Annotated in this window: 11 protein-coding genes; 6 read left to right on the top strand and 5 right to left on the bottom strand. The window is 64.2% G+C overall.

Translation table 11 applies throughout. From position 1 onward, the window contains the following. Positions 1 to 6: 6 nt before the first annotated feature. The 3 genes from CEY05_RS21290 to CEY05_RS21280 all read left to right on the top strand — a co-directional run bounded on the left by CEY05_RS21290 (position 7) and on the right by CEY05_RS21280 (position 5993). Positions 7 to 1017 carry a FecR domain-containing protein gene (locus tag CEY05_RS21290; protein ID WP_088597340.1) on the top strand — a complete coding sequence of 337 codons (1011 nt, stop codon included), beginning with the start codon at positions 7 to 9 and terminating at the stop codon, positions 1015 to 1017. A gap of 187 nt (positions 1018 to 1204) precedes the next feature. Further along, positions 1205 to 3715 (top strand): TonB-dependent receptor, encoded by a 2511-nt coding sequence (locus CEY05_RS21285; RefSeq protein WP_088597341.1) that lies wholly within the window; start codon positions 1205 to 1207, stop codon positions 3713 to 3715. A 145-nt stretch (positions 3716 to 3860) separates the two neighbouring features. Then, the gene (locus CEY05_RS21280) at positions 3861 to 5993 is read left to right on the top strand and encodes an alkaline phosphatase (protein WP_088597342.1); all 2133 of its coding nucleotides are present in this window, start codon (positions 3861 to 3863) and stop codon (positions 5991 to 5993) included. Here the strand turns inward: CEY05_RS21280 and mug are convergent. After that, positions 5986 to 6516 carry a G/U mismatch-specific DNA glycosylase gene (gene mug / locus CEY05_RS21275; protein WP_088597343.1) on the bottom strand — a complete coding sequence of 177 codons (531 nt, stop codon included), beginning with the start codon at positions 6514 to 6516 and terminating at the stop codon, positions 5986 to 5988. The two genes, CEY05_RS21280 and mug, sit on opposite strands and share 8 nt — an antisense overlap. A gap of 12 nt (positions 6517 to 6528) precedes the next feature. Then, a complete protein-coding gene (locus tag CEY05_RS21270) occupies positions 6529 to 7536 on the bottom strand; it encodes an SLAC1 anion channel family protein (protein WP_255407778.1) in 1008 nt (335 codons plus the stop codon). Positions 7537 to 7691: 155 nt separating this feature from the next. On the opposite strand from CEY05_RS21270, the gene CEY05_RS21265 reads away from it, so the two are divergent. Further along, a complete protein-coding gene (locus tag CEY05_RS21265) occupies positions 7692 to 8609 on the top strand; it encodes a LysR family transcriptional regulator (protein ID WP_088597345.1) in 918 nt (305 codons plus the stop codon). Between the two features lie 88 nt (positions 8610 to 8697). Here CEY05_RS21265 and CEY05_RS21260 read toward each other — a convergent pair whose 3' ends face one another. Next, entirely contained in the window at positions 8698 to 9039 is a 342-nt protein-coding gene (locus CEY05_RS21260; RefSeq protein ID WP_088597346.1) for a DUF2322 family protein, read from the bottom strand. A 482-nt stretch (positions 9040 to 9521) separates the two neighbouring features. Here CEY05_RS21260 and CEY05_RS21255 point away from each other — a divergent pair, with 482 nt between their 5' ends. After that, positions 9522 to 10268, top strand: coding sequence for a hypothetical protein (locus tag CEY05_RS21255; RefSeq protein WP_233161633.1), 747 nt, complete (start codon positions 9522 to 9524; stop codon positions 10266 to 10268). Beyond that, positions 10253 to 11023 carry a hypothetical protein gene (locus tag CEY05_RS21250; protein WP_233161632.1) on the top strand — a complete coding sequence of 257 codons (771 nt, stop codon included), beginning with the start codon at positions 10253 to 10255 and terminating at the stop codon, positions 11021 to 11023. The genes CEY05_RS21255 and CEY05_RS21250 overlap by 16 nt, the downstream gene beginning before the upstream one ends. A gap of 73 nt (positions 11024 to 11096) precedes the next feature. On the opposite strand, the gene CEY05_RS21245 is transcribed toward CEY05_RS21250, so the two are convergent. Together CEY05_RS21245 and CEY05_RS21240 are read right to left on the bottom strand one after the other, a co-directional pair. After that, positions 11097 to 12692, bottom strand: a complete 1596-nt coding sequence (locus tag CEY05_RS21245) for an ABC transporter substrate-binding protein (RefSeq protein WP_088597348.1) — start codon at positions 12690 to 12692, stop codon at positions 11097 to 11099. A gap of 14 nt (positions 12693 to 12706) precedes the next feature. Next, positions 12707 to 14734: a CocE/NonD family hydrolase gene (locus tag CEY05_RS21240; RefSeq protein WP_088597349.1), complete on the bottom strand. Its 2028-nt coding sequence runs from the start codon at positions 14732 to 14734 to the stop codon at positions 12707 to 12709. Between the last annotated feature and the right edge of the window lie 65 nt (positions 14735 to 14799).

The following is a 14799-nucleotide window of genomic DNA, read 5'->3' as shown; positions in this document are numbered from 1 at the left end:
GGCGGCATGGAGGTCCAGGGATCCCTGTCCGCGCGGCAGCGCGAGGCGGCGCAGGAAGCCGCGCGCTGGTTCTCGCGCCTGATGGCCGCCGATGCGCAGGCGCCCGGGCAGGGCGCGGTGCATGATGCGTGGCGGCAGTGGTTCGCCCGCAGTCCGGAAAATCAGTGGGCCTGGCGCAGGGTGGAGGCCGTGCAGCGCTGCTTCACGGACGTCCCGCGGGAGATTGCCGCGCCCACGTTCCAGCGTATGAATGCGCAGCGGCGCCGGGTATTGCGGCTGGCCTTGTTGGGAGCGTCGGCCGTGCCCCTGGGGATGCTGCTGTCGGAAGTGCCGGCGGAATGGCGCGCCTGGAACGCGCAATTCAGGACCGCCGTGGGGCAGATATCCCGTGTGCCCTTGGCGGGCGGTGTGCTTGCCGTGCTGGATACGCACAGCGCGGCGGATGTGGTGTCCACGCCGGATGAAGACCGCATCGTACTGCGCAGTGGGCGGGTCTACGTCCAGACGCGAGGGCCGCAGGTGGCGCAAGGGGCGGAGGCGTCGTCGCGCCGCCCACTCAGCGTGCAGACCGAGCAAGGGCTGGTCTACGCCGAGGGCGCTGAATTCACCGTCGGAATCGAGGGGGACCGCAGCAGGGTGCGGGTCAACCAGGCTGCCGTGCGGGTGGTGCCTTGTGGGCCCGGGGCGACGGCGCAATTCGTGCAGGCGGGGGAGTGCGCGGACTTCTCCGATATCGAGGTCGGACCCTTGCAGCGCCGGCCGTCGAAAGTGTTCGCCGCCTGGCATACAGGGTCGATGATGGTAGTGAACCTGCCGCTGGCCGACTTCGTCAAGAAGCTGCGGGCTTATCGCCCTGGGCTCCTGTTCGTGGACGATGTCCTGGCCGCGCTGCCTGTGTCGGGGACCTTTCCCCTGGCGCGGACCGATCTTGCGCTGGATGCGCTGGAGAACAGCTATCCCGTGCGCATCCGGCGCCTGACGCCGTATGTGACCTGGATCGAGGCGCGCGCGGCTTGAAGAAGCCTGGGCCCTCGCCCCCCTTGCACGAGGCGTGTCGAGGAGGCTGGGCCCCTCGACTTCCATGCCAAGGTCGTTGACGGCAAGGGCTTCTGCCTTTCTTCATCCAGGTTACAAATTAATCTGCCGATTTCCTGCCGCTCGTTCGGCTTACGTCCGAAAGCCATTACATCTGTTCGGACTCGATATGCCTCAACGCGCAGTTTCCCCTACCCGCAAAGCTTCCCGTCGTTCTTCCTTCATTCCCAAGCACCTGGCGTTCATCCTCGGCGCGGCCTGGTCGCTGCAATGCGCGCCGGGCCTGGCCCAGTCCGTGGCCCAAGCGGCGCCCGCCGCCGCTGCCGCTACCTCGCAGCAATACCGCATCGCCGCTGGCCCCTTGGCCGATGTCATCAACCAGTTCGCCAGCCAGGCCGGCATCGCGCTGACCTTCGACGCGGATGCGCTGCAGGGCGCGAGGTCGCCTGGCGTGCAAGGCAGCTACACCGTGGATGACGGATTGCGCCAGGCCCTGGCAGGTAGCCGCTGGCAGCCTCGCCGCATGAACAACGGCGCCTATGTTCTGGAGCCCGCGCCGGCCCCCGCCACGGCCGCCGACGCAGGGCAGGGCGTGACGATGGCCGCCGTAAGCGTGACGGCCCGGCAGGATCCCGCAACCACCGAAGGGTCGGGTACCTACGGCGGTTCCAGCTCGACCATCTTCAAGGGCGCGCAATCGGTGCGCGAGACGCCGCAACCCGTGACCATCGTCTCGCGCCAGCTGCTGGACGACCGCATGCTGCCCGACATGCACGACGTGCTGCAGAACGTACCCGGCGTGACGGTGGACTACACCGACAGCGAACGCGTGACCTATTTCTCGCGTGGCTACCAGATCGACTCGCTGCAGGTCGATGGCATCAACATGTACCAGAGCGGCTCGGCCTTCGTCCAACCCGACACCGCCGTGCTGGACCGTATCGAAATCCTGCGCGGGTCGTCGGGCATCCTGCGTGGTTCGGGCAATCCCTCGGCCACGGTCAACCTGGTGCGCAAACTTCCCACTCGCGACTTCCAGGCCAGCGTCACCGGCACGCTGGGTTCCTGGGACCGGCGCCGCGCCACCGCGGACATCTCCGGCTCGTTCAATGACAGCCAGACCTTGCGTGGCCGCATCGTGGCGGTGACCGACGACAAGGACTTCTTCCAGGATGCGCGCGACGAGCATCGCCGCGTCTTCTACGGCGTGCTGCAGGCCGACATCACCGACCACACCACGGTGACCGCGTCTTTCGAGCACAGCCAGCTGAAGGCCACCGGCGCCTGGGGCGGCCTGCCGCGCGACTTCGACGGCTCGGCGCTGGACCTGGGCCGCAGCACCTATCTGGGCAGCGACTGGAACCAGTGGAACCGCTGGAACGAGCAGGCCATGCTCAGCGTCGAAACCCGTTTCGACAATGAATGGCAGCTCAAGGCCACGGCCATGAACACGCGCTTCCGCTACTTCGACGGCGGCTTCACGCAGACCTATATCACGCGTGCCAGCAAGACCAATCCCTACCTCTTCAACGTCGCCACCTCCGACTATCCGAACAGTGCCAGCGACCAGAATGCCTTCGCCCTGACGGCCAATGGTCCCTTCGAAGCCTTCGGCCGCAAGCACCACCTGACCGTCGGCGCGGAAAGCACCTATGTGCGCACCACGGCGTCCAGCGGCATGGCCAGCTACGGCACCGTGAAAAACATCGATATCCGTGATTGGGATTCCTACAGCACGTATCCCGAGCCCACCAGCTATGCGGGCGGCAGTTACTACGAAGCCAGCAACAACGTCGTCAAGCAGCAGGCGCTGTATGCGCTGGGCCGCTTCTCGCTGGCCGATCCGCTGACCGTGATGCTGGGCGCGCGCGCGACGTGGTACGACTACGAAGTCCTGCAGGGTACGGCCAAATATCGCGTGAACAACGAGATCACGCCTTATGGCGGCGTGGTCTACGACCTCAACGACACCTTCAGCCTGTACGGCAGCTACAGCCAGATCTTCCAGCCGCAGCAGGCCTACGACAGCGGCGGCAATCTGCTGGACCCCATCCGTGGCGACGACTACGAAGCGGGCATCAAGGGCGAATTCTTCGGCGGCCGCCTGAATACGTCGTTGTCGCTGTTCCAGATCACCAACAAGGGCAAGGCGATGGACGACGCCAGCAGCCCGAATCCTTGCCTGCCCAACTATCCCACGGGCTATTGCAAGGTGGACGGCGGCAAGACGCGCAGCCGCGGTTGGGAACTCGAGGCCTCCGGTGAACTGACGCCGGACTGGCAGATCATGGCGGGCTATACCAATACGCTGACCAAGTATCTGAAGGACTCCTCGGCCAGCAACGAAGGGCTGCCGATCCGTTCGCTGGATCCGCGCCATCTGGTGCGCATCTTCACCACGTACCGGCTTCCGGGCGCCTTGCATGGCCTGACCGTGGGCGCGGGCGTGCAGGCGCAAAGCAGCATCTACGCCACTGGCGGCGGCGTCACGGCCAAGCAGGGCGGCTACGCCATCTACAACGCCATGGCGGCGTATGACATCAACAAGAACGTGCGCCTGCAGCTGAACGTCAACAACATCTTCGACAAGGTCTACTACAAGAAGGTGGACGCCACGGGCATCAGCAACTACTACGGCGATCCGCGCAACGCCATGCTGACCTTGTCCTGGCGGATGTAGCCTTGGCGCGGGGCAGGGCGGCAACGCCCTGTCTGTCACTTCACTGACACTTCCCTGTGTGTAAATGCGGCTTTCCCGGCAGCGCTGCCGGGCGCCTCGATTTCACACACGCTTCGCGGCATGAAGCGAACAAAAAGGGATAGCCATGGATCGTCGTCGGTTCCTCAAATGGAGTGGTTTCATCAGCGTCTCCGTCGCCAGCCCTGTCCTGCTGACGGCTTGTGGCGGCGATCACGACGATGACGACTCGGATACCGGCACGGGCGACAACGGCGGCAACCCGCCCGTCACCACCCCAACCGGCACCGGCTTCTCGCTGGGCGTGGCCTCGGGCGATCCGAAGCCGGACAGCATCATCCTGTGGACGCGCCTGGACGGTGGCGCGGGCAGCACGTTGTCGGCGCGGGTCCAGGTGGCCACCGATGCGGAGTTCAAGGCCTTGGTCGTCGATACCGAGGTCAACGCCCTGCCGCAATGGGACTACACGATTCGCCACAAGGTGACCGGCCTGGCGCCCGACACCAACTACTACTACCGCTTCCTGACGGGCACCGCGACCAGCACCGCCGGCCGCACCTGGACGGCACCCGCCGCCGGCGCCGACGTCGCCAGCCTCAAGTTCGCCTTCATCACCTGCCAGGACTGGAACGCCAATCACTGGGGCGCCTTCGACGCGCTGGTCAACGCCGAGGACCCGGACATCAAGTTCATCGTCCACGTCGGCGACTATATCTACGAGCGCGCGTCGGCCACGCGCCAGGTGGCCGTCGAAGACGTCCATCCCCCGCTGGTGGACAAGCTGGCGGGCGGCACCAAGGTGGGCGACGACGTGTACGCCACCACCATCGACGACTATCGCGCGCTGTACAAGACCTACCGTTCCGACCCGCGCCTGCAGGCTCTGCACGCGCGCTTCCCCTTCATCGCCATCTGGGACGACCACGAGTTCTCGGACGATTGCTGGGGTGACGACAGTACCTATAACGATGCTGGCGATACCAGCACCGGCGTGGCCCAGCCGTCGCGCCGCCGCGGCGCCAACCAGGCCTGGTATGAATATATGCTGGCCGACGTGACGTTCGACGACAGCATGACGGGCGATCAGTACCTGGACATCCAGATCTATCGTTCCTTCAGCTTCGGCAAGCTGGCTACGCTGGTGATGACCGACGAGCGCCTTTACCGCGCCGACCACCTGATCTCCGAAAGCCTCACGGGCGGCAGCGAGATCGGCAGCCGCTACCTGGTGCCGCGGCCCTTGTTGCAGGCCGTCGAGACCCAGAAGCTGGCGGGCGGGGGCGTGAACGCATCGGTGTCCATTCTTGGGGACGTCCAGCGCCAATGGTGGAAGGACCAGATGAGCGCCGCCAATGGCAAGACGACGTGGAAGCTGTGGGGCAATGAAGTGTCGCTGATGCGCATGCAGGTGGACCTGGTTGCCGCCTTGCAGCTGGGGCCGCAACTGGCTGCCGGTGTTGTCACGGCGGTGCCGACGCTGGCGCCGGTGCAGACCCAATTGGCCGCCGCCATTGCCGGCGACCTGACCAGCTTCGGCAAGAAATACCTGCTGGCGAAAGCGCAGGGCACGACGCTGGCCATCGCCGCCGGCGATCTGGTGCTGACCCAGGCTTTGATCACGCCGTTGGCGGGTAATGTGGCCGCCGCGGGCGTGGCGGACAGCCTGGTGACCACGCTGAATACCGGGTACGCATCCTTCTTCCAGTATTTCGCCACTTACCTGTTCGACTGCGACCAGTGGGACGGCTACGATGCGGAGCGCAAGGACCTGATGGCCTATCTGAAGACCAACGGCATCCAGAACGTGGTGGCCTTGACGGGCGACCTGCACGCGATTTTCGCCGGCCAGGTCATGGACGACTACGATGCGGCGACGCCCACGCCCGTGATGGTCGACCTGATGACCCCCAGCGTATCCAGCACGTCCTTGCTGGGCTTCTATATCGGCGCGCTCAAGGCCGCCGACCACGCTTTCGACGCCTTGGCCGGCCTGGTGGTGTCCGACGTCACGAACTATGTTGGCGATGTGCTGTCGACGACGGTGAAGAACTCGGGGTCATGGATCAAGTACGCCGACACTGACGCCCAGGGCTATGCGGTCGTCACGATGACGCCGGCCAGCCTGACCTGCGACATCAAGAAGGTCAACAAGCTGCTGTCCGATGGTGCCACCGCGCCTGCGGGAACCAACGTGGTGGCGCAGGTCGTGACCGCGACCGTGACGGCAGGCACGCCTGACGTCAGCGTGAGCGTCAGGTAACACGGCCCTCAGGCAAGGCCGCCACTGCCAGGGCGCGATAGGCTTCGACCAAGGCGTCCTGGTTGAACGCGCGGTTCAAGCCGCTGGGATTGGGCAGCAGCCACACCTTCGCGCCGCCGAAGGTCGCCGGCTGCTCGCCCCAGTCAAGCTGCCGCCGCCCGTTCATCGCGGCGTAGGCGGTCTTGCCCAGGAACGCAATATACGCAGGACGAAAGTGCTCGATCTTGCGCGCGAGGTCCGCGGCGGCGGCGCGAAACTCGTGTGAACTCAGTTCGCCGGCGCTGGCGGTTGGCCGGGCGACGACCGCGGTCGAGCCGCAGCCGTATTCCAGCAGGCGGCGATCTTCTTCGGGGCGCAGCTGCGCGGGTGTGAAGCCGGCCAGGTGCAGGGTGCGCCAGAAGCGATTGCCGTTGCCGTCGAAGTGATGCCCGTTGCGCGCGGCGCGCATGCCCGGATTGATGCCGCAGAACACGACGGACAGGTTCTGCGACAGCAGATCGGGCAGAGGCTGGGGCGCTGTCATCGCAAGCTGCCTTCAACCGGCCAGCAGCTGGCCGTTGAGAAGGATACGTATCGTCTTGGCGAACAGCACCACGATCGCCAGGCTGAGCAGGCCAAGCAAGCCTGCCGCGATCACCCGCATGGGCCAGGCTTGTGTGTAGGCTGCGTATTTCAGCGATGCCAGGGCCAGCGCGGCCATGGGAAAGCTGATTGCCCACCATCCCGAAGCGAAGGGAACGCCGCGGCGGAACACCTTGGGCGCCACGGCCAGGAAAATGAACAGGCCGACGTAGAACAACAGCCCCGCGAACGTATCGATGTGCTGAGTGAAGTTGGTGTACGCCAGGAAGCCGACCTCGAAGGGCGCCATCAGGATCAACAGCGACGGGATCATGCTGGCGGGCAGGGGTTCATGGTGGATCATGCGCGACATGATCATGGTGAAGAACAGTAGCGCGATGGCGGTGCCGATGGCCAGGGCGAACATATTGATTTCATGCGCCCATGCCATCGGCATCGCGCCGCCCGCCACCACGATGTCCAGGGTGGCGACGCCGGGTATGAACCAGGCCGGCACGGCATGCGCGATGTCGATCTTGCCGCGCATCAGGCGACCGGTGATGGCGAAGCACAAGGCGATGGTGAAGATCGCGCCGACGGTCCAGAAGAGAATGGCGAGCATCTGGTTCATGGCTGTCAGGACGGTCGACAGCAACAGCATGGCGATGGTGATCGTGCCGAAGAAATTGCCCGCCACGGGGTGGCGGTACTCGGCCAGCACAGCGCCGGGATGCCTGATCGCCTTGATCAGGTAGCTCACCGCCAACAGCGCGAATACCACCAGGGCAAGATGTCCCGCGATGTCGGCCATCACCGGGCTGAGTTCGAAGTCCCTGCTGGCCTGGCGCCACGCGATGGAAAGCCCGGCCAATCCCATCACCGAGGCGAACAGGTTGACTGGGAGATGCTTGACCGAGGCCGGTCTGCGCGTGGCAGGCGGGCGTGGCTCGGCTGGCTGGGTGGGCAAGGACAGGCTGGGCACGGGTTTCTCCGGGAATCCGGCCCCTGAGGCGCGCCGTGGCAGAAGTTTTCCGTGCGCGGGCGCCATCTTCGGGGCAACGGAGCGCCATCTTAGGCTTTCCAGCCTGAGGGGATAATCCACTAATATCGAGAACCAAATTCTCAATTATTGGAAATATGCCTGACCGCTTCGAATCCATGGGCATTCTTGTGGCCGTCGTCGAGGCGGGCAGCTTTTCGGCGGCAGCGCGGCAATTGAAGATGCCCCTGGCCACCGTAAGCCGCAAAGTCGGCGAGCTGGAAACACATCTGCAGACGCGGCTGCTGCAGCGGTCCACCCGCCGCCTTACCTTGACCGATACGGGGCTGTCCTATGTGGCGGCGTGCCGGCAGATCCTGGAACAGGTCGGCGAGGCGGAGCGGGCGGCGACAGGCGAGTATGCGGTGCCCAGGGGAGAGTTGGCCATCACGGCGCCACTGGTGTTCGGCCGCCTGCACCTTCTGCCCGTCGTGGCGGAATTCTTGAAAAGCTATCCGGAGATCGACGTGCGGCTGATGCTGACGGACCGCACGGTACATCTGGTGGAAGAACATATCGACATTGCCTTGCGCATTGCGGAGCTGCCCGATAGCAGTTTGCGGGCGACGCCTATCGGCCTGGTCCGGCGGGTGGTGTGCGCAAGTCCGTCCTACCTGGCCGAGAGGGGGACGCCCACCGATCCGCGTGAACTCGGCACGCACGCGTGCATCACGTTCGAGCAGATGGCCTCGCGGCAAGTCTGGACATTTGCCGGGAGTGCAGCGGGCGCAGCGCCGATCGCGGTTCCCGTCCACTCACGGCTGGCCGTCAGTACCGCCGAGGCCGCGGTCGATGCCGCCGTGGCGGGTGTGGGCGTGACGCGCGTCGTTTCCTATCAGATGCTGAGCGCGCTGCAGTCGGGTGCCCTGAAGATCGTGCTGGCATCGTACGAGCCGCCGCCCTGGCCCATCAATCTGCTGCACGCGCGCGAAGGCGTGTTGCCCTTGAAAGTGCGCGTCTTCCTGGATTTCGCCGCGCCCAGGCTGAAGGCGCGTGTAGTCGCCGCGGCCGTTTGATTCGACCATTGTGCCCAGGGCGTTCCCCGCATCGGCAGCAGGGCTGTCCGCCGCCGGCAATCGGTTGGCGGGGCTCGCCAGGCAGTGATCAGGCGCCCTTGATGATTTCGATGCGCAGCGCTTCACCGCCGGCGGCGATGGCCGTGAGACGATCGATATTGGGATGGGAGCCCGGGTGCTGGCGCGCGTCTTCCGCCAATTCGGCGAACACGGCCAGGCCATGCTCGGCGGCATTGGCGTCGAGCTTGCCGAAGGCCTGAGCCAGGTACTGGTAAATGGCCAGCGAGCCCAGCTTGCCGGGCTGATGCGGAATGTCCCCCACCACGGCGCCCTTGCCGTCGATGAGATCGATACGCTGCACGCCGTCGATGGACGGCAGCTTCTGCAGATTGTCCTTGAAGACCGGACCCGGTTGAATGGCTGGGAGCATTGCTGATTTCCTGGTTTGCTACGGATTTGCGATGTTAATCCCGAGGCGGCCGTTGCGGGTGGGAACCTGACCGCATCGACATAATTCGACAGGTCGGGAGGAGATGCTCGGTGGGCGCATTCTCCCAGGATCGCAAAAATGCAGCGCCTCGCGTCGCTTGATAACATTACATTCGCACGATAACATGAGCAATGTTATCGTGCAAAAATGATGTTATTGAGAGGTGTGCGATGACGCCGGTAAGCGCAGTGCGACGATATCTGGACGAAGTTCTTGGGCTTCCGACGCGGCTCGCTCGTGGGTGGTCCGACGCAACAAAGCTCCCTTACTACCTGCAGCACGCGTTTCATTACAGTCGGTTGGCGATAAATGGCAAGTCAGTCGTTTTGGCTGTGGGGACCGGGGAGGAGAGGCATTCATTAAGTGATATACGAAAGTGGTTGGAGGCAGTCCAAACGTACACGGAGCAGCCGGTTGTTTACGTGGTTGAAGCGCTGGCGTCCCACGAACGCCGACGCCTGATCGAGTACAAAGTGCCGTTCATCGTTCCAGGTAATCAGCTTTACGTCCCCGACCTGGGCTTCGATTTTCGAGAATACTTCCGGCAACGCTCCCCCATTATCGGGACCTGGTTGAGTCCTTCCGCGCAGGCTCTTTTGATCACTGCATTGTTGCAACGGCCATGGCAAGGCGAATGGCAGCCCGCCGCCATGGGTAGCGCGTTGGGCTATACGACGATGACGTCGTCTCGCGTTGCCAAGGAACTGACTGCAGTCGGCTTGAGCACGCCATTTTCGGTCGGACGCACGCGCTGGCTGCGAATGGAGTTCACAGCGCAAGAGACCTGGGAGCGTGCCAGACCCATGATGCGAACGCCTTTCCGGCGGAGGGTATGGGTAATGAATCCTGGCGAGGCCATCGATTCCCCCAGGCTTGCTGGATTCAGCGCTTTGAGCCGTCACTCGATGCTGGCAGAGCCAGCGTGGCCGGTGTGTGCAGTCACCCTTGCGGAATGGAAGGCAGCGGCCGACGCGGGAGTCCGGGAGTTACCGGCACCCATGGACGGCGCTCATGAATGGCAGCTATGGAACTACAGCCCCGCTCTTGTTCCCCAGCAGGATACGGTAGATCCGCTATCGCTGATCCTGAGCCTGCAAGACGATGAGGACGACCGCGTCCTGATTGCCTTGGAGCAAATAGGGAAACAACTTCCATGGTCAAAGGTCTGAATCACTTCCGGGAATGGTTTTCGCAATATTCCGGCCAGTACGTCTTGATTGGTGGCACGGCGGCTAGCCTGACGATGGAAAGCGCCGGCCTCCCCTTTCGCTCCACCAAGGACCTCGACATCGTTCTGCACATCGAGGCCCTCACCCCGGCCTTCGGTGAGGCATTCTGGAGGTTTGTCGAGGCGGGTGACTATGCAATCCGCCAAGCAAGCGATACGGGAAAGCCTGTTTTTTACCGATTTCACAAGCCTGCCAACACGGAATTTCCGAGCATGGTTGAACTTTTCGCCCGGGCACCCGATGGACTGGCCTTGGCCCCGGGTGCGCAGCTGACGCCCATTCCGATGGGTGACGCAGTTTCCAGCCTGTCAGCAATCTTGCTTGATGATGCCTACTACGAGTTCGTCCACTCGGCTCGCCGGGATGTGGACGGATTGTCATGGGCTACCGAAGAATGTCTGATTCCATTGAAGGCCATAGCGTGGCTCGACTTGAGCGAACGGAGGGTGCAAGGTGCCAGTATTGACGGCAAGGATATTCGCAAGCATCTCAATGACGTGCTCCGTCTTTCTCAACTGCTGAGTCCAGAGACCAGGTTTTCCTTGCCCCCCAAGATCGGAAACGACCTTCTGCGCTTCCTGGATCATGTGAGAAGCGATGCGACGATTTCACCAAAGGACCTGCGGTTGGGGGATATCAGCGCTGACGAGGTCGCGTCGCGCATCGCTCGGGCGTTTGCTCTGGACGTTCGATGATCGAGTATCTGACTGACGAGCGTGCTCATACGCCGCCCTCTCCAGCGAATCATCGGAGGCAGTGCCCGACCGGTCAGGCCGACATGTCTATCGCGGAAGTGCGTTCGTCCGCGCGGGGATTGTGGTGCAGGCCCTTGCGCACGGCCCAGACGGGGTTGACCTGATACAGCGGCAGGATGGCCAGATCGTCGACGGCTACCTTGACCGCGTCCTTGAATTGCTGCTCGCGCGACTTCTCATCCATCGTCGCCAACGCCTTGGCGGTCATGGCGTCCAGCTTGGGATTGCTGTAGCGCCCTTCGTTCGCCACGCCCCAGCCCGTCTCCGTGTTGTACGAGCCGACCACGTTCATCAGGCCTGTCGATGCATCGCCCGCCGAATTTCCCCAGCCGATCAGGTGGATGGCGAACTCCTGCTTGCGCGCGCGTTGCGCGAAAACGGCATAAGGCATGACGGCGACGTCGACCGCCAGGCCGGCGCGGGTCCACATCTGCCCGATGGCCTGGGCCACGCGCGCATCGTTGGGATAACGGTCGTTGGGGCTGTGCAAGGTGATGCGAAAGCCCTTGGGATAGCCTGCCTCGGCCAGCAGGCGCTTCGCCTCCTGCACGTTGACCACCGGCACCGGGATGGCCGGATTGTAGGAATACGCACCAGCCGGTATCCACTGGCCATTCGCGGCCGCGCCACCGTTCATCAGGCGATCGACCAGCAGCTTGCGGTCGATGGCCAGCGACAGCGCTTGCCGGACGCGCAAGTCCCGCAAGGGATTGTGCGGTAGCGGCGAGCCGTCCATCGCCTTGATGAACTGCAGGTCGGTATCACGCGACACATTGGGGAACAGGAAAATCGAGCGCATGCCGTCGGTCTGGTCGACCGCCACGTTGGGCGCGGTTTTCAGATGCGCGATGTCGGAGGTCGGGATCTGGTCCGCCATGTCGATATCGCCCGCCAGCAAGGCCGCGATGCGCGTGCTGTCATTGGCCAGGGTGCGCAGGCGCACGGCTTGCCAGGGCGCTTTCCGGCCCCAGTAGCTGTCGTTGCGCACGAAGCCCGCTTCCTCGTTCTGCTTGAAGGATTCGTAGCGATAGGGGCCGGTGCCGATGGCGGCGCGGCCGCTGTTGTAGTCCTCCGGCTTGGCGTCGGCGCCGGCATGCTTGGAAACGATGTAGATCGTGCCCACGCCGCGCGGCAGGTTGGCGTACGGCGCCGACGTATGCAGCCGTATGGTCAGGGGATCGACGATCTCGATTTTCGAGATGGCGTTGATATAGCTGGCGAAGCCGCCCGGCGTGCCGGTCAGGGCCGGCACGCGCTTGAGCGTGAACTCGACGTCCTCCGCCGTGAAGGGCTTGCCGTCATGCCAAAGCACATTGGGCCGCAGCTTGAATTCCCACACCGTGTCGGAGACCAGCGTCCACGACTCGGCCAGGCCGCCGGTGGTGGGCTTGGAGTGTTCGTCACGCTCGACCAGCTTCTCGAAGATGTGCGAGGCGTAGTCGATATTGGGCTGCGTATTGGCGTAGTGCGGGTCCGCCGACGTGGCCGCGGAGCGTGTGCCGATGACCAGCGTATCTTTCTTCGTCTGGGCGCGCAGGGTCCGCGGCCCCGCCAGCGCAGCCAGCGTGCCGGCCGTTCCCAACAGAAAATCACGTCGTTTCAAACGCATAGTGCTTCCCCTTGTCATGCGTAGTTGCGTGGCACGCTGTCAGCCCAACTTTTCTGGAAATGCACCTTGCCTTCGATGCGTATGGTCACTTGGGCGGCGTGCGTGAATTCGGTGCTGGTGCTGGTGGTCTGGCAGTTCGATTCGACGTCGATGGCCAGGCCTGGATGCGGTGCGCGATAACGAACCTCGGCAATGATCGACGCCCGCGCCGGATCCTGGTTGGACACGGTGTAGTCGGAACGGCGGACCGTGCCGTCGCCCGTGGCGCCCAGCGTGCAGGTGACGGTGTCGGCGGCGAGGTCGTGGCTGAGGGTATAGGTGGCCTTGGGCACCTCCACGGCGGAGGGCAAAGGGTGAGGCGAGGGCTGGAAGGCGGGCGGCTCCTGTCCTTGCGCGCCCGCGGGCAGCACCGGTAGCTCGATGCGCGAGGGATGGCTGGCGCTGCAATGGACGGTGTTGCGCGCGGCCATCCCGGTCGGCCAGGCATTCTGGAAATCCGCGCTGGAGACCGCGATGCGCAGGCGATGGCCAGGCGCGATCTCATAGGCCAGGTCGCGCAGCGGCAAGCGCAGTTCGTAGATCTTGCCGGGTACCAGCGGGCTGGGCCGGTCATGGCTTTCCAGGTGCGTGGCAAGCCGGCCGCCGTGGCTCAGCAGGCGGGATGTGCCGTCCGGGGCGACATCGCAGACCCTGACGTTGAACCAGGCCACCTCGGCAGTGGACGAGACATGGAGCACGGCGAGCGGCTGCCCCAGGAGTGCCATCTTGCGGTCCAGCGGCGGCGTGGTGAAGCAGGCCGAGTACGCATCGTCGATGCGCTGGTCGCCGGGCATGCCCCACGGCGATGTGCTGCCCAGGCCGACCCGTCCGCTCGCCAGGCCCACGGTGGGGCGGTAGTCGTAGCTGACCGCGTCAGCGCCCGGGGAATTGGCAGCCGGCGCCCCGGCGTTCGGCGCCGCGGTGGCCAGGCCTGCGGATGCCGCGTCCAGATAGAAAGTCTGCACGGCGGACGCGGCGGGCGGCCAGTGGGTGTCGGCGTGCCAATGCCCCGGTTCGTTCAAGGTCAGCAGCGAGGGCTGCTGCCATTGGCGCACGAACACCGTCACCGGCGGCTCGTCCATGACGCCGTTGGCGATGCCCTTGAGCCAATGGTCGAACCAGCGCAAGTATTCGATGCGGGTATCGATACGAGGGCCGGGCAGGGCGAATTTCTCTTCGGGGTAGTAATGGCCCCAAGGGCCGATGACGACCTTCTTGGGACTCTTCAACTGCCGGAACGCCTCCAGTTCGGCATTCGCATACCAGTCGGCCCAGCCTTCGATCAGGTAAACGGCACAGTCGACGTCCTGGAAATTTCCCTTGATGCTTTTGCCGCGCCAGTATTCGCTGTCGGTATCGTTGCGAAAGATGTTCAGGCTCCAGGGCTGGCTGCCCTCCAGCCTTTGCTGCCAGACGCGCGACCAGTCCGCGCCGGTCAGCATGGGATCCGGCGGCGCGAAGTTGTACGCGTTCATGTTCGGCGCGAAGAACTCGAAACGCCATGGCCGGCGGCAGCCGCCGGGATAGGCGGTGTCCTCGTACATGTCATTGCTGCCGGAGCGCACGATGATGGCTTTCAGATGCGGCGGCTTCCTGCCGGCAACCTGCCATTGCACCGTGGCGCCGTAGGACTTGCCTATCATGCCGACGGCGCCCGTGCACCAGGGCTGCTGCGCGGCCCATTCGACCATGTCGTAGCCGTCCTGCTGCTCGTCGTCCGAGTAGGCGTCCGTCGAGGACCCGGTCGAGCTGCCCGTGCCGCGCACGTCGAACTGCACCACGACGTAGCCGTGTTCGGCCAGATAGGGTACGGCCGGCGGAAAGCTGGCCTGCGCGTGGTCCAGGCGCCGGTAGGGGTTGTATTCGAGGACGGCGGGATAGCGGCCTTCCGTCGCGGGACGCGTGATGCGGACGTTCAGCTCGACGCCGTCGCGCATGCGCACCCGCAGGCCCTTGATGATATTGACGCTATGTTTTTCGGTGCAAAGCATGGAAGGCGCCATGCCTTTCTCCCTTGTGCGTTTGTTATGTAGCGATATATCGTCCGAATTTAATAGAATTGCCTGCG

Origin of the sequence: Achromobacter sp. HZ34 (assembly GCF_002209485.1) — a bacterium.
Lineage (GTDB): Bacteria > Pseudomonadota > Gammaproteobacteria > Burkholderiales > Burkholderiaceae_B > Bordetella_C.
The sequence above is the reverse complement of the archived record's forward strand: the minus strand, read 5'-3'. Positions and strand labels throughout refer to the sequence as shown.